A 24,573-nucleotide genomic window follows, 5' to 3' on the forward strand; every position below is an offset into this window, starting at 1 on the left:
AAGAGTCTGAACCCAGCTCAAATTCGGACAGAGAGTGGCTAAATCAAGGGCACAGAGTCCGAACCCAGCTCAAATTCGGACAGAGAGTGGCTAAATCCAGCGGTAAGAGTCTGAACCCAGTTCAAATTCAGACAGAGATCGGTTAAATCAAGCGGTCAGTGTCCGAATCCAGCTCAAATTCGGACAGAGAGTGGCTAAATCCAGCGCCCAGAGTCCGAACCCAGCTCTCATTCAGACAGAGAACGGCTAAATCAAATGCTCAGAGTCCGAACCCAGTTCTAATTCGGACAGAGCACGGCTAAATCCAGCGGTCAGAGTCTGAATCCAGGTTTAATTCAGACAGAGAACAGTCACCCCGAGTACTTAGAGTCCGAATCCATCCCAAATTCAAACAGAGAACAGTCACCCCAAGTAATCGGGGGTTGGATCTGCCACAAACCCCCAAGACTTTTCCCATTCTATAACACTTGAGCAGAAGTGCAGTGCATTTTATCTAAAACCAATCAAAGATTCGCTTAAAGAAACCTTTGTCTTCTTTCTCTTCGTCCTTTTTTGGATTCTCTTTCTTTACATCCTCTGTATTTTTCGAACAATATTCTGTTGGCTCAGTTCCTGCTTTATAATAAGTAAGCCTTGAAACGGGGCAATCCTTCGTCGGGAGCAAACCTGTGTCTGGATTTACATACACTCCAACAACCCCTTCAGTCGGTTTAAATGGTGTTGGTGCAATGTCCTGATGTGCTTCTTCCATGAAACCTGCCCAAATATTCTTTGCATACTGTTTTTCTGCAACAATTGTCATTGGTTCATTATTGTCATAACCGGTCCAAATACCTGCGACGAGCTGGGGTGAGTACCCAATCATCCAGCTATCTGCGTCAGTCGAACCTGATTTGCCAGCGTAAAATCTGGTCAGTTTATCGCTAATTGTAGATCCGGTGACAGCTGTGTAATCGTTAAGTTTTTCATCAAACATGCCTGTCATTAGCTGTGTTGTGACAAAGGCGAGATCTTCATCAAGCACTTGTTTTGGCTTTGGGGAATTTTCATAAATGACTTCACCTTTGTAATTTTCAACTCTAGTAATAAAAACAGGCTTATGGCGCATTCCGCCATTATTAATGGTTGCGTAGGCATTAACCATTTCGATTACACTTACACCAGATGTTCCAAGAGCAAGAGAAGGAACATCTTTAAGTTTACTTGTAATGCCAAGCTTTTTCGCAGTGTCGATGAGTTCTCCATCATCAAGAAAGAGATGGGTTTTCACAGCGTACACATTATCGGATAGGGCAATTGCTTGAGCTAACGTAATTGAGTCGTTAGCATAATAATTTTTGTAATTTCGTGGTGTATATTTTGAGCGATTGTCATCATACGAGAACGTCGTTAACTCGCTTCGAATTTGGGTCGATGGAGTGTAGCCTTTTTCAAGGGCTGCATAGTATAAAAATGGCTTAAAGGTTGAACCAGGCTGCCGTTTTGCCTGTGTGGCCCGATTAAATGGGCTTTCCTCGTAATCCCGTCCACCAAGGAGTGCAAGAACTTCACCATTTTTTGGATCCATCGCAACAAACCCAAGTTGAATTTTTGACTCTTCTTTAATCGAGTTCTTCGCTTTATCCTCAGCAATTTCTTGAAGCTTTGGGTTGAGCGTGGTGTAGACACGTAATCCCTCTGTTTCAATTGTTTGTTGGTCAAGTTTTAGTTTTGTTTGAAGTTCCTTTTTTACAACATCCTGGAAATACGGGGCAATGTCTTCACGCCCGACCATTTTGTTTCCTGTAAAGGTTAGTTCCTCAGCCTGTGCCTGTTCAGCGGTCTTTTTTGAAATAAAGCCATTCTCCACCATTGAAAGGAGGATGACTTTTTGACGCTGTTTCGCTTTTTCCTCGTTTACTAATGGTGAGTAATGGGTTGGACCCTTTGGCACTCCTGCAAGCATGGAGGCTTCCGCTAGAGACAGCTCGCTTGCTCTTTTTCCATAATAGTAATTAGCAGCTGCTTCAATTCCATAGACGCCATGTCCGTAATAGATTGTATTTAAATATCCTTCTAGAATTTCTTGTTTCGAATAATTTAGTTCTAGTCGAATGGTGTACAGGGCCTCTGTAAGTTTTCGATTCCATGTTTTTTCATGCTCTAAAAAGAGGTTTCTGGCATATTGCTGGGTAATGGTACTCGCCCCTTGCACCTTTGACATTGCTTTAATGTCGGCAATAATCGCTCCGCCAATTCGCTTATAGTCAAACCCATGATGATCAAAAAAGTTCCGGTCCTCAATGGAAACGGTGGCATCAACAATGGATTCAGACATATCGTCGAGAGATACCCAATAGCGAGTCTCACCTTGATGACGTTCTTCCCCAATTAACGTTCCGTCCTCGGCGTAGAATAAGGTGGATAAAGGAACTGCAAGAGGAGGTGCCCCCTGTGTCTTTGCATAGGCAAGCACACCTAATATCCCGACAGCAACTAGTGTACAGCAAATTAAGCCAATAAATAATAGAGCTCGCATGATTTTAATAGCGGTTTTTAAACGATCATTTGTAATTAGCTCCACAGAGTTCACCTCTCTCTTTTTCTATTTGAAAGCTTCATATAGAGCCATTTTCGTAGGCATATATCAATCAGTATGAAAAGTTTTCTGCCTTTTTAAACATTTATTTGCTAAAAGATGAAAAATTTTCTTGCATTTTCGGGCGGTTGCCTTATACTTTTTGAAGTTGACATCGATTTTTTTAAGGGAATAGGGAACGATAAGGGAATAAATCCCTAAGTTATTCAATGAAAGGATGTTATGAAAATGGAATTATGGTTTACGGAAAAACAAACAAAAAGCTTTGGTATCACAGCAAAAATTAAGCAAACCTTACATACAGAACAAACAGAGTTTCAAAAACTCGATATGATAGAAACTGAGGAATTCGGTAACATGCTCGTTCTTGATGGGATGGTTATGACCACTCAAGTGGATGAGTTCGTCTATCACGAAATGGTGGCACACGTGCCATTATTCACTCACCCAAATCCAGAAAACGTCCTTGTTGTAGGTGGCGGTGATGGCGGGGTAATCCGTGAAGTGTTAAAGCACCCAAGTGTGAAAAAAGCAACTTTAGTTGATATTGATGGAAAAGTAATCGAGTACTCAAAGAAATACCTTCCTGAAATTGCAGGAAAGCTTGAAGACCCACGTGTCGATGTGAAAGTTGACGATGGCTTCATGCATATTGCAAAAAGTGAAAATGAGTATGATGTTATTTTGGTTGACTCTACTGAGCCTGTAGGTCCAGCGGTAAATCTGTTCACAAAAGGCTTTTATGCAGGGATTTCAAAAGCGTTAAAAGAAGACGGTGTATTTGTGGCGCAAACGGACAACCCTTGGTTTACACCCGACTTAATCCGAAACGTACAGCGTGATGTGAAGGAAATCTTCCCAATCACACGTCTTTATATTGCGAACATCCCAACATACCCAAGTGGACTTTGGACATTCACAATCGGTTCGAAAAAATATGATCCACTAGAAGTGAGTGATGACCGCTTCCATGAAATTGAAACAAAATATTACACAAAAGAACTCCACAAAGCAGCATTTGTATTGCCTAAATTTGTTGCAGATTTAATTTAATAAGTTGTAATTAACACACCTATTGTGGAGTACAACTGCAATTTGCAAAAGATAATAATCAACTGAATTAAATTAAAAGCCTCCGGCGGATGCCACAGATTTTCAAAGGATGTTTTTCGATCAGTAAGATCAAAGACTAAAAGCGCCACGTCCTGTGGCAACGTCTTTATGACCCACTTCCTGTGGGCCTAAATCTGGGCGCAAATACGCCAAGGCGTATTTGATTAATAATTATTGGGGGATTTTCGATGAGATTTGATGAAGCTTATTCAGGAAATGTGTTTATCAAAAGCCATCCGAATTTTGAAGAGAGCGAAGCCGTCATTTACGGAATGCCAATGGACTGGACAGTTAGCTACCGTCCAGGCTCACGTTTTGGCCCTAGCCGAATTCGCGAGGTGTCGATTGGACTTGAGGAATACAGTCCATATCTTGATAAAGAGCTAGAAGAAGTGAAATTTTATGATGCTGGTGATATTCCATTGCCTTTCGGAAATCCGCAGCGTAGTCTTGATATGATTGAAGACTTTGTGGATCAAGTACTTGCAGCAGGAAAGTACCCACTTGGTATGGGTGGCGAGCATCTCGTTTCTTGGCCGGTCATGAAGGCTGTTTATAAAAAGTATCCAGATCTTGCGATTATTCATATGGATGCCCATACTGATTTACGTGAGAATTATGAGGGAGAAGCACTTTCTCATTCCACGCCAATTCGTAAAATTGCTGAATTAATCGGACCAGAGAATGTGTTTTCATTTGGCATTCGCTCAGGGATGAAGGAAGAATTCCAATGGGCAAAGGAAAACGGCATGCATATTTCAAAGTTTGAAGTGCTTGAGCCGCTAAAAAAGATTCTTCCGAAGTTAGCGGGTCGTCCAGTGTATGTGACCATTGACATAGATGTATTAGATCCAGCACATGCACCGGGTACAGGTACAGTTGATGCCGGTGGTATTACATCTAAAGAGTTGTTAGGGGCGATTCATGAGATTGCTAAATCAGATGTGCGTGTAGTTGGTTCAGACTTGGTAGAGGTTGCACCGATTTATGATACGTCTGAACAAACGGCGAATACCGCAAGTAAACTGATTCGTGAAATGATTTTAGGGTGGATACCGAAAAAGTAAAAACTTGCGTTTAAATGCTTGGGCCATGTGGCTCAAGCTTTTTTGTGATTCCGCAAAACCAAAGTCCCGTAAAAAATAAATTTAACTATTATGACAATTCTTTCTAGCCAGGCGAATATAATACTTTTGAACTATAAATTACCTATTTAAGGGGGAGTTCGATGGTTGGGGTTCGCTTTTTGAAAATGGCTGCCGTGTATTTTGTGATTGGTGTTCTCATTGGGATGGGGATGTCGATGTCACATAATTACACATTAACAGGGGTCCATGTTCATATTAACTTATTAGGCTGGGCATCTATGGGGCTTGCAGGTATTGTCTATTATTTATTCCCTCAAGCAGGAGAATCCAAGCTTGGAAAGACTCATTTTTGGCTTCATAATATTGGTTTACCGGTTATGATGATTGGACTCACATTGTTATTGCTCGGAAATGCTGCAGTCGAACCCGTAATTGCTGTCGGTGGTACTGTGACAACCCTTGCGATCATCCTCTTTGCAATCAATATTTTCTTGAACGTTAAAGTCACAAAGCAATAATACACTTATCACACTTTTCTCAAACTCGACTTACTAAGTCGGGTTTTTTATTTTGGCTTGACTGACATCTTCCATTTTAATTTGAAATCCCATTACAAAATGCCGTATACTAGTAAAGTTAATGACCTAAAATACGTGTTCAAAAGGAGGTTGAAAAGGACCGAGAAGTTCAAGGCGGTGCAGCTTTGAGTACCGGAGCGTATGCAGTTAATACGTGAGGAACGGAGAAGCAAGACAACGCAGAAATTCGATGTGTCATTTTCAGCCGAATGTTTGAACATCCTCATATAGGGATGTGTGGAAATGAGTCAAGCAGGAGTACCTATTGATCTCAAATTTGTAACAGAAATTAAAGACGGACCGCGAAAAGAAAATGTTGCTTTTGACGCAAATGGTCTATACTACATAAAAGGCGACAATACATATTTGCAATTTGATGAAAAGCAAGAAACAGGTACGGTTAAAACAGTGATTAAAATCTCCGAAAAAGAGGTCCTCATCCTTCGTTCGGGACAGGTGAAAATGCGTCAGGTTTACCGGAAAAATGTAACCACACAAGGTTCATTCCAAAACCAGCACGGAACCTTTGACCTCACCGCAAAAACAAATAATATCGAATACAAATGGTACAAAAACTCTCGTAAAGGGACGTTATTTTTAGCATATGAGCTTTCACTACATGGTGAAAAGTCTGGATTACATAAAATAACCATTACATTTAAGGAGCGAAACTAGATGAATGTTGTTGATCAGGTAAAAGAACGCTTAAAAGCGGAAATTAAAGACTCAGTTGTAAAAGCTGGACTAGCAACGGAAGAACAGATTCCAGAAGTTGTGTTGGAGCTTCCAAAAGATAAAGCGCACGGGGACTATGCGACAAACATGGCAATGCAACTGGCACGTGTGGCAAAAAAAGCCCCTCGTATGATTGCAGAAGAGATTGTTGCTAATTTTGATAAATCAAAAGCATCGATCGAAAAAATTGAAATTGCAGGACCTGGGTTCATCAATTTTTATATGAATAATTCCTATTTAACGGATCTTATTCCGACCATTTTAACAGCGGGTGAGGCGTACGGTGAAACAACCATTGGGAACAAGCAGAAAGTTCAGGTAGAGTTTGTTTCAGCAAACCCAACAGGTGACCTGCACCTTGGACATGCACGTGGTGCAGCGGTGGGTGATTCTTTAAGTAATATTTTACAAAAAGCAGGTTATGATGTATCACGTGAGTACTATATCAATGATGCTGGGAACCAAATTAATAACCTTGCAAAGTCTGTTGAGGCACGCTATCTTCAAGCGCTTGGTCAAGAGGCTGAAATGCCAGAAGACGGCTATCATGGCCAAGATATCGTGGGCATCGGAAAGCATCTTGCTGAAGAATTTGGTGATAAATATGTCGCGATGAATGAAAAAGAACGTTTTGACTTTTTCCGTGAATATGGTTTGAAATACGAGATGGAAAAGCTTCAAAAGGACTTAGAGGAGTATCGAGTTCGTTTTGATGTTTGGTATTCGGAAACGTCACTATACAATAACGGAAAAATTGACCGCGCACTTGAAGCGCTTCGTAACGCAGGACATATTTATGAAGAAGACGGTGCAACTTGGTTCCGTTCAACAACATTCGGTGATGACAAAGACCGTGTTTTAATTAAAAATGATGGTTCTTATACGTATTTAACTCCTGATATCGCGTACCATCAGGACAAGCTCGAGCGTGGTTTTGAAAAGCTGATCAATGTGTGGGGAGCAGACCATCACGGCTATATTCCTCGGATGAAGGCGGCGATTCAAGCACTAGGCTATGATAAGGACACACTTGAGGTTGAAATCATTCAGCTTGTTCACCTATTTAAAGATGGTGAAAAAATGAAGATGAGTAAGCGTACAGGAAAAGCTGTTACAATGCGTGAACTGACAGAAGAGGTTGGCTTAGATGCGGTACGATACTTCTTTGCAATGAGAAGCTCAGACACTCATCTTGATTTTGACCTTGATTTAGCGGTCTCACAATCAAACGAGAACCCTGTGTACTATGCGCAATATGCACATGCACGTATTTGCAGCATGCTACGCTCTGGCGATGAGTTGAATATTGCATTAGATGGCGATTACGAGCTTGACTATATCAATTCTGAAAAAGAAGTTGACCTATTGAAAAAACTTGGGGAATTCCCTGCAGCCGTGACAGAAGCAGCAGAAAAAAGAATTCCACATCGCATCACGAACTATATTAATGAACTTGCAGCTGCACTTCATAGCTTCTATAATGCAGAGAAAGTGCTTGACCAAGACAATCTTGAAAAAACGAAGGCACGTCTTGCGTTAATGAAAGCTGTTCAAATCACATTGCAAAATTCATTAAAGCTAATCGGTGTATCTGCACCAGAAAAAATGTAATCTATATATTAAGAGGCCCTTACGTTGAGTAGAGGGCCTTTTTAACGGGAATAATGAAGGGAAAAGGGAGGATACACATATGAAAGAGGTTATATTGGCACTCTTGACAGGTGTCGTTGTCGGATTTATTTTTGCTTTATTAAAGCTACCAATCCCTGCTCCACCAGCACTTGCAGGGGTAACTGGAATCGTGGGGGTTTATTTAGGATTTAAGCTATTCCAATGGTTAGCACCAATGATTCAATTTGGACCAAAATAACAGGCACCCATCACGGGTGCCTGATTTGTTAGTGGCAATAAATCTCGAATAGTGGCAGTATTTTTCGATTAGCGGCAGTAAATCTGAAATAGTAGCAGTATTTTTTGGTTACTGGCAGTAAACGGGCTAATGAAAGTATTTTTTAGATGGTGACAGTAAATTTGGGCTAGTGACAGTATTAGTTGCACAAGCTGCTATTCCTTTAACACTATTCCGCACTCATCTCCTTATAAAAAGTGAGAAACCCATGTTGCAATCTTAATCTTTAACTTATTCTCAGTCTTTAGTTCTTCGATTCGGTCGCGAGTAAGCTCATTTGAAGTTTTAAAATCCTCTGTTACCATATTTTTAACCTCTTGAATCACTTCTTTATCATGGATATAGCAATTAATTTCATAATTAGAGTAAAGGCTTCTTTTATCAAAATTGGCTGTTCCGATATCGCAAAGCTTGTCATCAATACAAATGACTTTTGCGTGGTAAAAACCTCTAGTGTACATATGAAACTGAATGCCGAGCTTTGAGAGCTCGTCCATATACGGAATGGCGGCCTCTTTGACCAATGGGTGATCCGGCTTTTTCGGTAAAAGGATGTGAATCCTAACATTTCGTTTCACTGCATTTTTTAACTCTTCTTTGAGTTGTTCACTTGGTACGAAATAAGGGGAGCCAATAATGATTTCGTGTTCAGCTTGTTTGATCATATTCATAAATTGTCCTTCAAGATATGCTCCATTAGTAGAAATGAGTCTCGTTTTTGACTTTCCTATAGGAAGTGGCGGGTAATAGGCATTTCGGTTTTCAATTTCCTCTTTTGTGGCGCCATACCAATCTTTCAAAAACTGTGTTTGAAGATCTGCGACTCCTTCACCGGTTAGTTTCAGATGGTAATCCCGCCAGAACCCAAATTTCGGATCCTTACCAAGATATTCTTTTCCAATATTGAAGCCGCCAATATAACCAATATTTCCATCAATGACGGAGATTTTCCTATGATTGCGGGCATTCAGCTTATAAAAAAGGTACGGAAATTTGGGCTTATTGCTATAGGCTAACGAAACTCCTGAGCGAGTTAGGTCTTTTTCCATTTCCTTTGTAACATTGTGGCTGCCCACCCAATCCAAAAGCAGGCGAACCTTCACACCTTGTTCGGCCTTTTGTTTCACAAGCGAGACGAATCCTTTACTAAAGTCATCATCCTGCAAAATATAAAATTCAACATGGACATGTTCTTTCGCGTTTCGAATATCTGTAAATAAATCGTTGAAGAGTGTTTCTCCTGTTGAATAAAGGGAAATGTTACTGTCGCGTAGAGGAAATTCCTCATCCTCTTGTTTTTTTAGATGACTTTTTCTTCCGAGACTGTAATCAAGGCGGAGTAACAGTAATAGAATAATGATAATAAGGACAATCCAGAAGATAGCTCGCAAATATACCCCTCCTATGATGAGGTTGTGCTTAATGGCGTTCACTTAGTTTATACGAAAATGGGATTGATTATTTAAGGTTTTTAAAGAAAAAGTAGTTGACTGAATGCTCATTCATTATATAATGGAGATACGAACTATATAGTCAGAATTTTAACTCCATTCAGCAGGGCAAGCCTGCCTGAAAAGAGTTAAGCCTCCGGCGGATGCCTCAGATTTTTTAGAGAAAATATATCGAGCAAGCTCGATAAAAATCTGGGCGCAAATTCCCAAGGTGAATTTGATTAAGTTTAGCAAATTTTAGAAAGGGGTTAAAAAGTGAATATCCTCTTAGTAATTAATCTTCTTGCATTCTTATCTGTAACCGCTTACGCAATTTATCTTTTCGTTTATTTGATCAAGACAAGAATTGCTTATATCAAACTTGGCAAAAAAGTCGAATTTGATGGGGAAGTAAAGGAGAGACTTCAGCGGATATGGGTCAACGTGTTTGGGCAGAAAAAACTTTTAAAAGATAAAAAGAGTGGAGTCATCCATGTGATGTTCTTTTACGGGTTTATTCTTGTCCAATTTGGCGCGATTGATTTTATTTGGAAGGGTCTAAAACCAGGTTCACATCTGCCACTGGGACCTTTGTATCCAGGCTTTACTTTTTTCCAAGAGATTGTCACATTTATGATCTTAGTTGCAGTCGTTTGGGCTTTCCACCGCCGTTATGTGGAAAAGCTTGTTCGATTGAAAAGGGGCTTTAAATCAGGACTCGTTTTATTATTTATTGGTGGTTTAATGCTTTCTGTTTTATTAGGAAACGGTGCTGCAATCGTTTGGCATGGCCATGAAACAACATGGACCGAGCCTATTGCATCCATCATCTCACTTGCATTAGGCGGGCTTAATGAAACAGTTGCCATTGTGATTTTTTATGTCGCATGGTGGATTCACTTACTCTTCCTGTTAAGCTTCTTAGTTTATGTGCCGCAATCAAAGCACGCGCACTTAATTGCCGGGCCTGCAAATGTGTATTTAAGCAGACAAACAAGCCCAGGGAAGCTTGAGAAAATTGATTTTGAGGATGAAACACAAGAGACTTTTGGTGTTGGGAAAATTGAAGACTTCAAGCAAACCCAGTTAGTTGACCTTTATGCATGTGTGGAATGTGGACGCTGTACAAATATGTGTCCGGCAACAGGTACAGGAAAAATGCTTTCCCCAATGGATTTAATTGTGAAATTGCGTGATCACTTAACGGAAACAGGTGCTGTTGTAACATCACAGGTTCCGTGGGTTCCAGCAGTTGCATTCAATCATACAAAGGCAAATCAGCTAGCGCTGGCTTCAGCTGGCCAAGGTGCAAATGAAACAGCTGCTACAGCAGAGTTAGCATACAACCCAAGCTTAATTGGTGATGTTATTACAGAAGAAGAGATTTGGGCTTGTACAACTTGCCGTAACTGTGAAGACCAATGTCCAGTCATGAACGAGCATGTTGATAAAATTATTGATTTACGTCGTTATCTTGTTCTGACAGAGGGAAAAATGGATGCGGATGCTCAACGTGCGATGACGAATATTGAGCGCCAAGGAAATCCATGGGGACTGAATCGTAAGGAAAAAGAAAACTGGCGTGAAGTTCGTGAAGATGTTCATGTACCAACTGTAAAAGAAATGAAAAAAGCCGGAGAAGAATTCGAATACTTATTCTGGGTTGGTTCAATGGGTGCATTCGATAACCGAAGCCAAAAAATCGCTCTATCTTTTGCGAAGCTTATGAATGAGGCTGGCGTGAAATTTGCGATTCTTGGAAACAAAGAGAAAAACTCTGGTGACACACCACGTCGACTCGGAAATGAATTCCTATTCCAAGAGCTTGCGACGAACAATATTGCTGAATTTGAAAAGGCAGAAGTGAAGAAGATTGTGACAATCGACCCACATGCCTACAATATCTTCAAAAATGAGTATCCAGATATGGGACTTAAAGATGTCGAGGTTGTCCACCATACAGAGCTATTGTATGACCTGGTAAAAGAGGGTAGATTGGTTCCAAAGCATGCGGTAAATGAAGTCATTACATGGCATGATTCCTGTTATTTAGGCCGATACAATGATGTGTATGATCCACCTCGCGAAATTTTAAAACAAATTCCAGGTGTTCAGTTGGTTGAAATGGAACGTAACCGTGAAAAGGGAATGTGCTGTGGTGCTGGCGGTGGTCTCATGTGGATGGAAGAGGATACAGGAACTCGTATTAACGTAGCAAGAACAGAGCAAGCGATTGCGGTGAGTCCTACAACGATTGGTTCTGGTTGTCCGTACTGCTTAACAATGCTAAGCGATGGTACAAAGGCGAAGGAAGTAGAGGAGCAAATCGGCACATATGATATTGCTGAAATCCTTGAAAGATCCGTTGTCGGTGATCAAAAAGAAATTGCATCATAGTGGAAAAATATGATTTATCTTCCAACCTCTATATTGTAAAATAGGAGTATAGGAAACATTTATTTTATTTGTAATAGATTAACAGATAAAGAGAGGTGTACATTGGTACGCCTCCTTCTTTCAGACAAGGCTGAGCGAGCGTTCAGTCGGAAAAATGTAAGCGGTTTCGATTTTTGCGTTAAGTCGAGAAAAATCAAGGAGGTTTGAGCATGGGAAAAACAGTCATTATCAGTGGTGTTCGTACTCCGTTTGGGAAATTAGGGGGGAATCTTAGTTCATTAACAGCGTCCGAACTTGGTGGAATCGCTATCAAGGCAGCATTAAAGCGGGCAGGCATTGAAGGTGAAAAGGTTGATGAAGTGATTTTTGGAAATGTTCTACAAGGTGGCCAAGGGCAAATTCCATCCCGACAGGCTGCAAGAAATGCAGGAATTCCGTGGGAAGTAAAAACAGAAACCATTAATAAAGTGTGTGCATCAGGGCTTCGCAGTGTCACACTTGCTGATCAAATTATTCGTGCAGGTGACGAAGAGATAATTGTCGCTGGTGGTATGGAATCAATGAGCAATGCGCCTTACTTTTTACCTAAAGCACGATTTGGATTACGAATGGGAGATGCAAGCTTAAAGGACTTAATGGTTCATGATGGCCTAACCTGCAGCTTCCAGGGTGTTCATATGGGGACCTACGGCAATGAGGTTGCGTCAGAGTTTAGCATTTCCCGTGAAGAACAAGACGAGTGGGCTCTTCGCAGTCACGAACGTGCCATAGCGGCAATTGAATCTGGCAAGTTCGCGGAGGAAATCGTTGCAGTAGAGGTAAAAGGCCGTAAAGGTGCAAACACAGTTGTTGACCAAGACGAAGCACCGCGAGCAGACACAACCATTGAAAAGCTAGCAAAGCTGAAGTCCGTGTTTAGCGCAGATGGCACGATTACGGCTGGTAACGCACCTGGCGTGAATGATGGTGCAGCTGCACTTGTTCTCATGAGTGAGGAGCGAGCAAAGCAAGAGGGAAAAGAGCCACTTGCAACGATACTTGCTCATGCTGCAATTTCTGTTGAAGCAAGTGATTTCCCGAAAACTCCTGGCCTGGTTATCAAAGAATTGTTAAAGAAAACGGGCAAGTCAGTCGATGAAATCGATTTGTTTGAAATTAACGAAGCCTTTGCTGCAGTTGCCTTAACAAGCGGTAAAATTGCTAATCTTGACCCTGAGAAAGTCAATGTCAATGGTGGGGCTGTAGCACTTGGTCACCCAATTGGAGCTAGTGGTGCGAGGATAATTATTACCCTTATTCATGAATTAAAACGCCGTGGCGGCGGCATAGGCATAGCTGCGATTTGTAGTGGTGGCGGTCAAGGCGATGCCATTATGATTCAGGTATAACTTTATTTATAAGGTAGGAACGTAATTAATTCGATACTTAGATTTCTGTGTCTAGCTCCGGCGTCTAGCCCCTCGAGGTCACAATCCATTCCGTCAAGAAGGTCAGAGAGCAACCTTCTAGCCGGCATGTATTGTGCTTGTCGGGGCTGAGCAAGGCGCCTGCGCATTTCAAATTAGGAGGTATGTTTGATGAAGGTACAAAAAGTGATGGTCATAGGTGCAGGACAGATGGGCTCTGGGATTGCACAGGTTTGTGCGATGGCAGGCTACGATGTAAAGCTCCATGATTTAAAACAAGAATACGTGGATCGCGGGTTTGGGACGATCACGAAAAACCTTACACGACAAGTCGATAAAGGTCGCATGAGTGAAGAAGAAAAAGCAGCAACTTTGGGAAGGCTTACTCCCTCTCTTGATTTGCAGAATGCAAGTGATGTCGACCTTGTGATTGAGGCGGCCGTTGAAAATATGGACATCAAGACAAAACTTTTCTCACAACTAGATGAAATTGCACCTCAGAATGCTATTTTAGCAACCAATACTTCCTCTCTTCCGATTACAGAAATTGCCGCAGCCACGAAGCGCCCGGAAAAGGTAATTGGAATGCATTTTATGAATCCAGTTCCAGTAATGAAATTAGTTGAAATTATTCGTGGCTTAGCCACAGCTGATGAAGTTTATCAAGTGATTGAAGATATGACAAAAACGTTGAATAAGGTACCAGTTGAAGTCAATGACTTCCCAGGATTTGTGTCAAACCGTATTTTAATGCCGATGATAAATGAAGCAATCTACACCCTTTATGAAGGTGTCGCTACAAAAGAAGCAATTGACGAAGTGATGAAGCTTGGCATGAATCATCCGATGGGGCCACTGACACTTGCTGATTTTATCGGGCTTGATACATGTCTTTACATTATGGAAACCCTACACGAAGGCTTTGGTGATGACAAATATAGACCATGTCCATTGCTTCGGAAATACGTGAAAGCGGGTTGGTTAGGAAAAAAATCTGGTCGAGGTTTCTACACATACGAATAATAGGGGTGAGCACGAAGTGACAACTCTTAAATACAACCCAACTCATCAAGATCCCGCATTGGAGGGAAACAGCATGAACTTTCATTTTTCAGAAGAACAAGAAATGATGCGAAAAATGGTGCGTGATTTTGCAAAAGAAGAAATCGCACCGTTCGTGGAGCGCATGGAAAAAGGAGAATTTCCACGAGAAATTCTTTCGAAAATGGGGTCCCTTGGATTAATGGGAATTACAACCCCTGAAAAATATGGTGGAGCAGGGATGGATTTTACGTCCTATATTATTGCGATCAACGAGCTTTCTAAGGTGAGCGCAACCATCGGGGTTATTTTATCCGTTCATACCTCAGTTGGTACGCATCCTATCTTATATTTTGGAACAGAAGAGCAGAAGCAAAAATATATTCCAAAGCTTGCAAGTGGAGCGTATTTGGGAGCTTTTTGTCTCACAGAACCGAGCGCTGGCTCAGATGCTGCTAGTTTAAAAACAAGAGCAGTCAAACAAGGTGACCATTATGTGTTGAATGGGTCAAAGGTGTTTGTCACAAATGGTGGCGAAGCGGATGTATATATTGTATTTGCCCGCACAAACCCGAACGAAACGGGAAGCAAGGGCATTACGGCTTTCATTATTGAAAAAGATACACCGGGCTTTGTGTTCGGAAAAGATGAGCATAAAATGGGACTTCTCGGATCACGTACGCTTCAAATCACCCTAGAAGATGTAATGGTACCAACTGAAAACATTCTAGGGGTTGAAGGTGAGGGTTTTAAAGTCGCGATGGCGAATCTAAGTATGGGTCGAATCGGCATTGCTTCCCAAGCGCTTGGAATTGCGGAAGCGGCGCTAGAACATGCAGTGGAGTATGCGAAGAATCGTTACCAATTCGGTAAACCAATCGCCTCCTTGCAGGGAGTCGGCTTTAAGCTTGCAGATATGGCGACAAATGTCGAGGCTGCTAGACTACTAATCTATCGGGCTGCATTCCTACACGACCAGGGCTTGCCATGTAGCAAAGAATCCTCGATGGCAAAACTGTTTGCCTCTAGAACAGCGGTGGAGGTTGCAACCGAAGCCATTCAGGTTTACGGGGGCTATGGCTATACAAAAGATTATCCGGTTGAACGATTCTTCCGAGATGCCAAAATAACTGAAATATACGAAGGAACTAGCGAAATTCAAAAAATCGTCATCAGCAAACATCTATAAATGGGTCAAGGGGACAGGTCCCTTGTCCCAGGAAAAAAATGGTGGGACGAGGGACCTGTCCCTCTGTCCCAATGGAGGTAATGGAAATGTATTTTAAGTTGTCTGAAGAGCATGAGATGATTCGTAAGATGGTTCGTGATTTTGCAAAGAATGAGGTTGCACCGACAGCGGCGGAGCGTGATGAAGAGGAACGCTTTGATCGTGAAATTTTCGATAAAATGGCGGAGCTTGGGTTAACGGGAATTCCGTGGCCAGAGGAATATGGCGGAATTGGTAGTGACTATTTAGCATATTGTATCGCTGTCGAAGAACTTTCAAGAGTATGCGCTTCAACAGGGGTAACTCTTTCCGCTCATACATCCCTTGCAGGTTGGCCGATTTACAAGTTTGGTAGTGAAGAACAGAAGCAAAAATACTTACGACCAATGGCACAGGGTGAAAAAATCGGTGCCTATGGATTAACAGAGCCTGGCTCTGGTTCAGATGCAGGTGGAATGAGGACAACTGCTAGATTAGAAGGCGACCATTATGTGTTAAACGGTTCGAAAATCTTCATCACAAACGGTGGGATTGCTGATATTTATGTGGTGTTTGCGTTAACTGACCCATCTTCAAAACATAAAGGTACAAGTGCGTTTATTATCGAAAGCGACTTCCCTGGTTTCTCTGTAGGGAAAAAAGAACAGAAGATGGGAATTCGTTCATCACCTACAACTGAAATTATGTTCGAAGAGTGCCGTGTCCCTAAGGAAAACTTACTCGGCGAAGAGGGTGAAGGCTTTAAGATTGCCATGATGACGCTTGATGGAGGTCGTAATGGGATTGCAGCCCAAGCGGTAGGAATTGCTCAAGGTGCCCTTGATGCAGCTACTGAATATGCGAAAGAACGTGTCCAATTCGGTAAACCAATTGCCGCTCAACAGGGAGTCGGCTTCAAGCTTGCGGATATGGCAACAAGTGTCGAGGCAGCTCGTCTCTTAACCTATCAAGCAGCGTGGTTAGAATCAGAAGGACTTCCATATGGCAAAGAGTCTGCGATGTCAAAACTTTTTGCTGGAGATACAGCGATGAAGGTAACTACAGAAGCGGTTCAAGTGTTTGGTGGTTACGGCTATACAAAGGACTATCCAGTCGAGCGTTATATGCGTGACGCAAAAATCACTCAAATCTATGAAGGCACACAAGAAATTCAACGCCTCGTCATATCTAGAATGTTAACAAAATAGTGGGTCAAGGGGACAGGTCCCTTGTCCCAAGAAAAAAGGTGGAACGAGGGACAGTTGCTTCAAAATGTCTAGCTCCATGCGACGTCGGTTCTAGGTCATAAGCCAATCGTTTCGGAAGGTAACATGCACCTTCTGTCAGCGCTCGTTTTATGCTTGTAGCCGATATGTTCGAGCGCCCTGGGCTTTATCTTTGGAGGTGAAAAGATGCGAAGGAATGATGTTCCGGCTTCAGTGAAGGATGAGCGGTTGATTAAGAAGCGGCGGGATCAGATGATTAAGGGTGCGGTGACGCTTTTTAAGGAAAAAGGGTTTCATCGCTCAACAACGAGAGAAATTGCGAAAGCTGCTGGTTTTAGTATTGGCACACTTTATGAGTATATCCGTAAGAAAGAAGATGTTCTTTATTTGGTCGTAGACAGTATTTACGATCAGGTTAAAGAGCGAATGGAAGAAGCAATCAACACAAAGGAAGGTAGTATAGAGAGTCTAAAGCTTGCGATTCGCAATTACTTTCTTGTAATGGATGAGATGCAGGATGAGGTACTTGTCCTTTATCAGGAGGCGAAATCTCTCTCAAAGGATGCCCTTCCATATGTGTTGAACAAAGAAGTAGAAATGGTGGGTATGTTTGAAAGGGCAATTGAAGATTGCATTGCCAACGGGGAACTTCAATTGCCGAAAAAACAGGTTGAACTTGTAGCTCATAATATTTTTGTTCAAGGCCAGATGTGGGGCTTTCGCCGCTGGGCGATGCGCAGGCTTTTCACGCTTGAGGAATATATTGAGATGCAAACAGAGCTTTTATTAAAAGGTATCGTTTCAAAATAGGTGAGACTGGGGGAATGGAAATGAGTACGGTAGAGGTATATCGTCCTAAGCATCATGTTCGGTTTGTGACGGCTTCAAGCTTATTTGATGGGCATGATGCCTCGATTAATATCATGCGTCGCATCCTACAGGCGAGTGGTGCAGAAGTAATCCATCTTGGACATAACCGCTCGGTGGAGGAAGTAGTGAATGCAGCAATCCAAGAGGATGTGCAAGGTATCGCGATTTCCTCGTATCAGGGTGGACATGTGGAATATTTTAAATTTATGTATGATCTTTTAAAAGAGCGCGGGGCTTCTCATATTCGCATCTATGGCGGCGGTGGCGGAGTTATTATCCCTCGTGAAATAAAGGAGCTTCATGAATACGGAATTGCAGGGATTTTCTCACCAGACGATGGTCGCACTCTGGGTCTTCAAGGGATGATCAACAAGATGCTACAAGAGTGCGATTACCCAACAAGCACGGAGCTAACCGATGAACTTGAGCTCCTTCAAAATGGGGACTACAATACGGTCGCTAAGCTCATAACGATTGCGGAAAATCAAATTGGAACCAACAATGAAACGGCTGCAGCGACTGAAACAATCATTCAAAAAATAAAAGATCTTGAAAAAACGGTTCCAGTTGTGGGGATTACAGGTACAGGTGGAGCAGGAAAAAGCTCCCTCACGGACGAACTGATTCGCCGCTTTATCAATGAATTCGACGATAAAAAAGTTGCGATCCTATCTGTTGACCCAACAAAACAAAAAACCGGTGGTGCTTTACTTGGTGACCGAATTCGCATGAATGCTATTTTCTCTCCAAGGGTTTATATGCGAAGCCTTGCTACGAGAGGTTCAAAATCAGAATTGTCGCTAGCCATTAAAGATGCAATTGCAGTAGTAAAAGCAGCGGGCTTCGACTTAATCATTGTTGAAACAAGTGGGATTGGGCAAGGTGACGCCGAAATTACAGAGGTCTGTGACATCTCCATGTATGTTATGACAAGTGAATTTGGTGCACCTTCACAGCTTGAAAAAATCGACATGATTGACTATGCCGACTTGATTGTGATTAACAAATTCGAACGCAAGGGTTCAGAAGATGCAAAACGTCAGGTGCAAAAGCAGTATCAGCGTAGCCACCTTTTATTTGAAAAAGACTACGAAGATATGCCGGTATTCGGTACGATTGCAAGTCAGTTTAATGATCCAGGAACGAACGCCCTTTTTGCTAATCTAGTGGATAAAATCAATGAAAAAATGGGTGCAGACTGGGAAACTTCATTCGAAAAAACGGCAGATGTCCAAAAACAAAATGTCATTATCCCGAATGACCGACGCTATTATTTACGTGAGATTTCTGACACAGTTCGAAACTATCATAAAAAAGCAGCCGAACAGGTGGAAATCGCAAGAAAGCTATTCCAAATTAGCGGTACGATTGAGAGCGTGAAGGAACTGGGCAACGAGGACGTCCTCAAAGCTCTTGAAACACTTCAATTCCAATATGAAACAAAGCTTTCGGATGAATCGAAGAAAATCCTTGCAAACTGGGAATCTTTGAAAGAAACCTATAAAGGTGAGAAATTCATTACGAAAATTCGTGACAAGGAAATCGTGACCATTTTAAAAACGAAAAGTCTCTCGGGTCTATCGATTCCAAAGATTTCTCTCCCAGGCTTTAAGGACTTCGGAGAAATTCTCCGTTGGGTTTACAAAGAGAATGTTCCGGGTTCATTCCCTTATACAGCAGGTGTGTTTCCGTTCAAACGTGAAGGCGAAGATCCGAAACGTCAGTTTGCAGGCGAAGGGACCCCAGATCGGACGAATCGACGTTTTCATTATTTATCAAAGGATGATGATGCAAAACGCTTAAGTACAGCATTTGACTCTGTAACTTTATATGGTGAAGACCCTGCTTATCGCCCAGATATCTATGGGAAAGTTGGAGAAAGCGGCGTCAGTATTTGTACCCTCGATGATATGAAAAAGCTCTATAAAGGGTTTGATCTTTGTGCACCGTCTACTTCGGTTTCAATGACAATCAATGGACCAGCACCAATTATCCTAGCCATGTTCATGAATACTGCTATTCACCAACAGGTTGAAAAGCGTGAACAGGATCTTGGCCGCATCTTAACGGTGGAGGAGTTCCAAGAGGTACGCGCGAAAACATTACAGACAGTTCGTGGAACAGTTCAAGCGGATATTTTAAAAGAAGATCAGGGCCAGAATACGTGTATTTTCTCAACTGAATTTGCGTTGCGTATGATGGGGGATATCCAAGAATATTTCATAGATCATAAAGTAAGAAATTATTATTCAGTATCAATTTCTGGTTACCATATTGCAGAAGCGGGTGCTAATCCGATTTCTCAACTCGCCTTTACCTTATCAAACGGGTTCACGTATGTGGAATATTACCTAAGCCGTGGGATGAATATTGATGATTTTGCACCAAACTTATCCTTCTTCTTCAGTAATGGGCTCGACCCAGAATATACCGTAATTGGTCGGGTGGCACGCCGCATTTGGGCAACGGTCATGAAAGAAAAATATGGAGCAAATGAGCGTAGTCAAAAATTAAAGTACCATGTACAAACATCTGGACGTTCCCTCCATGCACAGGAAATTGATTTTAATGACATTCGTACGACACTGCAGGCACTAATGGCTCTTCACGATAATTGTAACTCGCTTCATACGAATGCATACGATGAGGCCATTACAACACCAACCGAGGAATCGGTTCGCCGTGCGATGGCGATTCAGATGATTATTACGAAAGAGCATGGATTAACGAAAAATGAAAATCCGCTACAAGGTTCTTTTATTGTTGAGGAACTCACTGATTTAGTGGAAGAAGCAGTGCTTCAGGAATTCGACCGACTGAATGACCGTGGTGGTGTTCTAGGTGCGATGGAAACACAGTATCAGCGCGGAAAAATTCAAGATGAGTCCATGTATTATGAGATGAAAAAGCATACGGGTGAGCTTCCGATTATTGGCGTAAATACGTATTTAAATCCTAATCCGCCAACAGAGGAGGATTTAAACAATATCGAGCTTGCGCGTGCAACAAAAGAAGAAAAAGAACTTCAAATTAAAAATTTAAAGGAATTCCAAGAACGAAATAAGGATAAAGTAGAAGAAGCATTAAAAAAGCTTAAACAGGTTGCAGTGAACAATGGCAATATTTTTGAAGAATTGATGGAAACGGTTCAGGTCGCAAGTCTTGGCCAAATCACACAGGCGCTCTATGAAGTTGGCGGACAGTACCGTAGAAATATGTAGAAAATGATCGAGGCTGAACTAATAACTTTATTCAGGGAGGCCTCGATTTTTTTAGTATGGGAAATTAATGATAAGTATACAATGAGTGAAGAACTTAAATATGGGCTGAATAAAGTTATAGCCTCCGGCGGATGCCTCAGATTTTTTAGAGGAAGTTTTTCGAGCAAGTCGAAAAAAATCTGGGCGCAAATACTTTAAGGCGTATTTTATTTAGTTAGTTCAGCCTTAAATTATGATATGTCTGGCATAAAGTGGTTGATTTTGTTTATAATGAATGATATGTATTTTACAGAACTCTTTTTTATTTTTTATAAGAAGAATCCTGACAACAAGTTTTTACCAGAATTCCAGTTACATACATAGAAAGGGAGTGCCTTGATGAGTCTCGATCAATACTCACCAGAGCAAATTAAAGAAATGTCAATGCTTGAAGTAGCGTATGAGATTTTCTTAGGGAGAAAAGACGCGATTACATTTAACGAGCTAGTTGACGAAGTAACAAAAGTATTAGAGCTTTCAGAAGAAGAGGTTCGTACAAGAATTTCTCAGTTTTATACAGATCTCAATATCGATGGTCGTTTTATTACATTAGGTGATAATCGTTGGGGACTTCGTACTTGGTATCCATACGAGCAAATCGACGAAGAGGTTACTCATACTGAAAAGCCGAAGAAGAAGAAAAAGAGCAAGAAGAAGGATGAGGATGACGAACTCCTTGGCTTTGACGATCTTGACGAAGATGATCTTGATTATGATGAGGACTTTGATGAAGAAGATGAAGATGTGGATGACATCGAGGATGACGAAGAAGAAGAAGAAGATGAGGACTTTGATGACATCGACGACGAAGATGACTTCGATGATGACGATGAAGAACTCATTGATGATGAAGAATATGAATTAGACGAGGAAGAAGAAGACGAAGAGTTTGAAGAAGAGGAAGAAGACTAATCCTCAAGATCTAACTAGTTAAATTAAACTCAAACTCATATTGACTTTTTAATCTTATCTCGGTAGAATACTTTTTGGGCTCTAAAAAAAGAGTATCTACGAAACCATATTAAAGTTTCGCTCCCTTACATATTGTAAGTGGAGCTTTTTTATTTTATCCCGCATTAACTAGCAGCAAGTCCCTTGGAAGGCGGCTGTCAGTTAAAGCTTCACTTTATAGAAGTGTAAGGTTCGGTGAGTTAAAAACAATTTACCCCCGCACCAAGAAGTAAAGTGCAGGCGCCTTTAATAGAGGAACATCGACTTAAAACTGCCACGTCCTGTGGTAAACGTCGATGTCAGCACTTCCTGTGCAAGTCCGACAAGATGGCAAAAAGGATGCTGTTTATCCTTATTGACGGCTTGACTCATGACCTCGAGGGGCTAGGCGCTGAACTAGACAAAGAATTTCTTTATACATTTTGATTTTTTGAGCAAACTTTAACTAATTACATGATTGGGGGAAAAGAGAAAGATGACTAAATATATTTTCGTAACAGGTGGGGTTGTATCATCCCTAGGAAAAGGGATTGTTGCTGCATCTTTAGGTCGTTTATTGAAAAACCGAGGTATGAATGTAACGATTCAAAAATTTGATCCATACATAAATGTGGACCCAGGAACAATGAGTCCGTATCAGCATGGTGAAGTTTTCGTTACCGATGACGGCGCTGAAACAGACCTTGACTTAGGCCACTATGAACGTTTTATCGATATTAACCTAAACAAATACAGCAACGTAACGACTGGTAAAATCTATTCAACTGTACTAAAGAAAGAGCGTCGTGGTGATTACCTAGGGGCAACGGTTCAGGTTATTCCGCACATTACAAACGAAATCAAGGAAAGAGTGTTCCGTTCTGGACGTGAAACCAATGCAGATGTCGTGATCACTGAAATCGGTGGTACAGTTGGAGATATCGAGTCATTACCTTTCCTAGAAGCAGTTCGTCAAATTAAAAGTGATGTTGGCGCCCGCAACGTAATGTATGTCCATTGTACGCTTGTTCCTTACATTAAAGCGGCTGGTGAAATGAAGACAAAGCCAACCCAACACAGTGTTAAAGAACTTCGTAGCCTTGGAATTCAGCCAAATATCATTGTTGTTCGTACAGAAATGCCAATTTCAGAAGATATGAAAGAGAAAATTGCGCTATTCTGTGACATCGATCCAAAAGCGGTTATTGAGAGTCGTGATGCAGAAACATTATATTCAATTCCTTTATCCCTTCAGGAGCAAGGTATTGACCAAATTGCATGTGAGCACCTTCAACTTGATTGCCAAGAAGCAGACATGACAGATTGGATCAAGCTTGTTGAGAAAGTGACACACCTTACAAAAACAACGAATATTTCATTAGTCGGAAAATATGTGGAGCTTCAGGATGCGTATCTATCTGTTGCAGAAGCATTAAAGCATGCTGGCTATGCATTTGATGCTGATATCAATATCAACTGGGTAGACTCTGAAAAAGTAACAGCTGAAAATGTTGAAGAATTACTTGCAGGCTCAGATGGAATTCTAGTTCCAGGCGGTTTCGGTGACCGTGGAGTGGAAGGGAAAATTGTAGCCCTCAAATATGCGAGGGAGACAAAGACACCATTACTCGGTATCTGTCTTGGTATGCAGCTTGCATCTGTAGAGTTTGCACGTAATGTACTAGGTTTAGAAGGAGCACATTCTGCAGAACTTAATCCGGATACTCCTCACCCAATTATTGACCTTTTACCAGAACAAAAGGATGTTGAGGATTTAGGTGGTACGCTTCGTCTTGGCATCTTCCCATGTAAAATTGAGGAAGGCACAAAGGCATATGAAGCATATAACGATGAAGTGGTATATGAGCGCCACCGCCACCGTTACGAATTCAATAACCATTATCGTCAAGCAATGGAAGCAGCAGGCTTTATCTTCTCAGGGACAAGCCCAGACGGCCGTCTTGTGGAAATTATTGAATTGAAAGACCACCCTTGGTTTGTGGCTTCTCAATTCCACCCAGAATTTAAATCAAGACCAAACCGTCCACAGCCATTGTTCAGAGAATTTATTAAAGCATCATTAACTCAAGCTGAAAAAATGTAATGGAAAAAAGCGAGTGTCAATTCACTCGCTTTTTTGTATGGGGTTATGTGGGATGAAATAGGATGAAGTACGGGTTTGTCCCAAGTATTGGTTGGTTAAGTCCGTCGTTGGTGTTATGAAGGACGATTTGGTTGTATAGAAGCACAGTTATGTAGTTCATCTAGCTTGTGAAGAACATAACTCTCGAAGGAAAGTATGGTTATGTACTTCATCGAGGTTATGAAGAACATAACGCACGAAAAAGAGACTGGTTATGTACTTCATTGGGCTTATGAAGAACATAACGCACGAAAAAGAGACTGGTTATGTACTTCATTGGGCTTATGAAGAACAAAACGCACGAAAAAGAGACGGGTTATGTACTTCATTGGGCTCATGAAGAACATTACGCATGAAAAAGAGGCTGGAAATGTACTTCATTGATCTTATGAAAAGGAAAAAGCATTCGAGTTTGAATCCGAATCCCCTTCATCGAGCTTATGAAGAGGAAAAAGCATTCGATTTTAAATCCGAATCCCCTTCATCGAGCTTATGAAGAACATAACGCACGAAAAAGAGACGGGTTATGTACTTCATTGGGTTCATGAAGAACATAACGCATGAAAAAGAGGCTGGAAATGTACTTCATTGATCTTATGAAGAACATTACGCACGAAAAAGAGACGGGTTTTGTACTTCATTGGGCTCATGAAGAACATTAC

At 41.5% G+C, this 24,573-nt stretch carries 17 protein-coding genes; 15 read left to right on the forward strand and 2 right to left on the reverse strand.

Going from position 1 to position 24,573, the window contains the following annotated elements; translation table 11 throughout:
• Positions 1-493: 493 nt before the first annotated feature.
• Complete coding sequence (locus AC6CHV_RS24895) at positions 494-2,563, reverse strand: transglycosylase domain-containing protein (protein ID WP_341333277.1); 2,070 nt, start codon at positions 2,561-2,563, stop codon at positions 494-496.
• A 243-nt stretch (positions 2,564-2,806) separates the two neighbouring features.
• On the opposite strand from AC6CHV_RS24895, the gene speE reads away from it, so the two are divergent.
• The 6 genes from speE to AC6CHV_RS24925 all read left to right on the forward strand — a co-directional run bounded on the left by speE (position 2,807) and on the right by AC6CHV_RS24925 (position 7,962).
• On the forward strand, positions 2,807-3,631 hold the full coding sequence (gene speE / locus AC6CHV_RS24900) for a spermidine synthase (protein WP_121448549.1): 825 nt from the start codon (positions 2,807-2,809) through the stop codon (positions 3,629-3,631).
• Positions 3,632-3,879: 248 nt separating this feature from the next.
• Positions 3,880-4,758 (forward strand): agmatinase, encoded by an 879-nt coding sequence (gene speB, locus AC6CHV_RS24905; RefSeq protein WP_121448548.1) that lies wholly within the window; start codon positions 3,880-3,882, stop codon positions 4,756-4,758.
• Between the two features lie 161 nt (positions 4,759-4,919).
• Positions 4,920-5,297, forward strand: coding sequence for a cytochrome-c oxidase (locus AC6CHV_RS24910; protein WP_341333276.1), 378 nt, complete (start codon positions 4,920-4,922; stop codon positions 5,295-5,297).
• Between the two features lie 297 nt (positions 5,298-5,594).
• Complete coding sequence (locus tag AC6CHV_RS24915; protein WP_165918249.1) at positions 5,595-6,032, forward strand: YwiB family protein; 438 nt, start codon at positions 5,595-5,597, stop codon at positions 6,030-6,032.
• Positions 6,033-7,703 carry an arginine--tRNA ligase gene (argS, locus tag AC6CHV_RS24920; RefSeq protein WP_498079882.1) on the forward strand — a complete coding sequence of 557 codons (1,671 nt, stop codon included), beginning with the start codon at positions 6,033-6,035 and terminating at the stop codon, positions 7,701-7,703.
• 79 nt (positions 7,704-7,782) lie between these two features.
• Positions 7,783-7,962: a XapX domain-containing protein gene (locus tag AC6CHV_RS24925; RefSeq protein WP_099360873.1), complete on the forward strand. Its 180-nt coding sequence runs from the start codon at positions 7,783-7,785 to the stop codon at positions 7,960-7,962.
• Positions 7,963-8,189: 227 nt separating this feature from the next.
• Here the strand turns inward: AC6CHV_RS24925 and cls are convergent, their stop codons facing one another.
• Positions 8,190-9,392 (reverse strand): cardiolipin synthase, encoded by a 1,203-nt coding sequence (gene cls / locus AC6CHV_RS24930; protein WP_341333273.1) that lies wholly within the window; start codon positions 9,390-9,392, stop codon positions 8,190-8,192.
• Positions 9,393-9,707: 315 nt separating this feature from the next.
• Between cls and AC6CHV_RS24935 the strand changes: the two genes are divergently transcribed.
• From AC6CHV_RS24935 to pyrG, 9 genes are all read left to right on the forward strand, one after another.
• The gene (locus AC6CHV_RS24935) at positions 9,708-11,828 is read left to right on the forward strand and encodes a (Fe-S)-binding protein (protein ID WP_440273261.1); all 2,121 of its coding nucleotides are present in this window, start codon (positions 9,708-9,710) and stop codon (positions 11,826-11,828) included.
• A gap of 209 nt (positions 11,829-12,037) precedes the next feature.
• Positions 12,038-13,216 (forward strand): acetyl-CoA C-acetyltransferase, encoded by a 1,179-nt coding sequence (locus AC6CHV_RS24940; protein WP_440273262.1) that lies wholly within the window; start codon positions 12,038-12,040, stop codon positions 13,214-13,216.
• Positions 13,217-13,405: 189 nt separating this feature from the next.
• Positions 13,406-14,257: a 3-hydroxybutyryl-CoA dehydrogenase gene (locus AC6CHV_RS24945; protein ID WP_440273263.1), complete on the forward strand. Its 852-nt coding sequence runs from the start codon at positions 13,406-13,408 to the stop codon at positions 14,255-14,257.
• A 73-nt stretch (positions 14,258-14,330) separates the two neighbouring features.
• Positions 14,331-15,464 (forward strand): acyl-CoA dehydrogenase family protein, encoded by a 1,134-nt coding sequence (locus AC6CHV_RS24950; RefSeq protein WP_498079883.1) that lies wholly within the window; start codon positions 14,331-14,333, stop codon positions 15,462-15,464.
• A gap of 86 nt (positions 15,465-15,550) precedes the next feature.
• Positions 15,551-16,690: an acyl-CoA dehydrogenase family protein gene (locus AC6CHV_RS24955; protein ID WP_121448539.1), complete on the forward strand. Its 1,140-nt coding sequence runs from the start codon at positions 15,551-15,553 to the stop codon at positions 16,688-16,690.
• Between the two features lie 204 nt (positions 16,691-16,894).
• Positions 16,895-17,518, forward strand: a complete 624-nt coding sequence (locus AC6CHV_RS24960; RefSeq protein WP_121448538.1) for a TetR family transcriptional regulator — start codon at positions 16,895-16,897, stop codon at positions 17,516-17,518.
• Positions 17,519-17,538: 20 nt separating this feature from the next.
• Entirely contained in the window at positions 17,539-20,799 is a 3,261-nt protein-coding gene (gene icmF / locus AC6CHV_RS24965) for a fused isobutyryl-CoA mutase/GTPase IcmF (protein WP_440273265.1), read from the forward strand.
• 378 nt (positions 20,800-21,177) lie between these two features.
• Positions 21,178-21,750 (forward strand): DNA-directed RNA polymerase subunit delta, encoded by a 573-nt coding sequence (rpoE, locus tag AC6CHV_RS24970; RefSeq protein WP_341333267.1) that lies wholly within the window; start codon positions 21,178-21,180, stop codon positions 21,748-21,750.
• A gap of 514 nt (positions 21,751-22,264) precedes the next feature.
• Positions 22,265-23,872, forward strand: a complete 1,608-nt coding sequence (pyrG, locus tag AC6CHV_RS24975; protein ID WP_341333266.1) for a CTP synthase — start codon at positions 22,265-22,267, stop codon at positions 23,870-23,872.
• Positions 23,873-24,573 lie beyond the last annotated feature (701 nt).

The sequence above is a fragment of the Ferdinandcohnia sp. GQ5 genome, from assembly GCF_059759275.1.

Excerpts from the sequence above, each read along its gene's own strand:
- argS (WP_498079882.1), top strand. The coding sequence starts at position 6,033 with ATGAATGTTGTTGATCAGGTAAAAGAACGCTTAAAAGCGGAAATTAAA.
- rpoE (WP_341333267.1), top strand. The coding sequence starts at position 21,178 with ATGAGTCTCGATCAATACTCACCAGAGCAAATTAAAGAAATGTCAATG.
- AC6CHV_RS24910 (WP_341333276.1), top strand. The coding sequence starts at position 4,920 with ATGGTTGGGGTTCGCTTTTTGAAAATGGCTGCCGTGTATTTTGTGATT.
- speE (WP_121448549.1), top strand. The coding sequence starts at position 2,807 with ATGGAATTATGGTTTACGGAAAAACAAACAAAAAGCTTTGGTATCACA.
- AC6CHV_RS24950 (WP_498079883.1), top strand. The coding sequence starts at position 14,331 with ATGAACTTTCATTTTTCAGAAGAACAAGAAATGATGCGAAAAATGGTG.
- pyrG (WP_341333266.1), top strand. The coding sequence starts at position 22,265 with ATGACTAAATATATTTTCGTAACAGGTGGGGTTGTATCATCCCTAGGA.
- AC6CHV_RS24960 (WP_121448538.1), top strand. The coding sequence starts at position 16,895 with ATGCGAAGGAATGATGTTCCGGCTTCAGTGAAGGATGAGCGGTTGATT.
- icmF (WP_440273265.1), top strand. The coding sequence starts at position 17,539 with ATGAGTACGGTAGAGGTATATCGTCCTAAGCATCATGTTCGGTTTGTG.
- AC6CHV_RS24955 (WP_121448539.1), top strand. The coding sequence starts at position 15,551 with ATGTATTTTAAGTTGTCTGAAGAGCATGAGATGATTCGTAAGATGGTT.
- AC6CHV_RS24925 (WP_099360873.1), top strand. The coding sequence starts at position 7,783 with ATGAAAGAGGTTATATTGGCACTCTTGACAGGTGTCGTTGTCGGATTT.
- speB (WP_121448548.1), top strand. The coding sequence starts at position 3,880 with ATGAGATTTGATGAAGCTTATTCAGGAAATGTGTTTATCAAAAGCCAT.
- AC6CHV_RS24940 (WP_440273262.1), top strand. The coding sequence starts at position 12,038 with ATGGGAAAAACAGTCATTATCAGTGGTGTTCGTACTCCGTTTGGGAAA.
- AC6CHV_RS24945 (WP_440273263.1), top strand. The coding sequence starts at position 13,406 with ATGAAGGTACAAAAAGTGATGGTCATAGGTGCAGGACAGATGGGCTCT.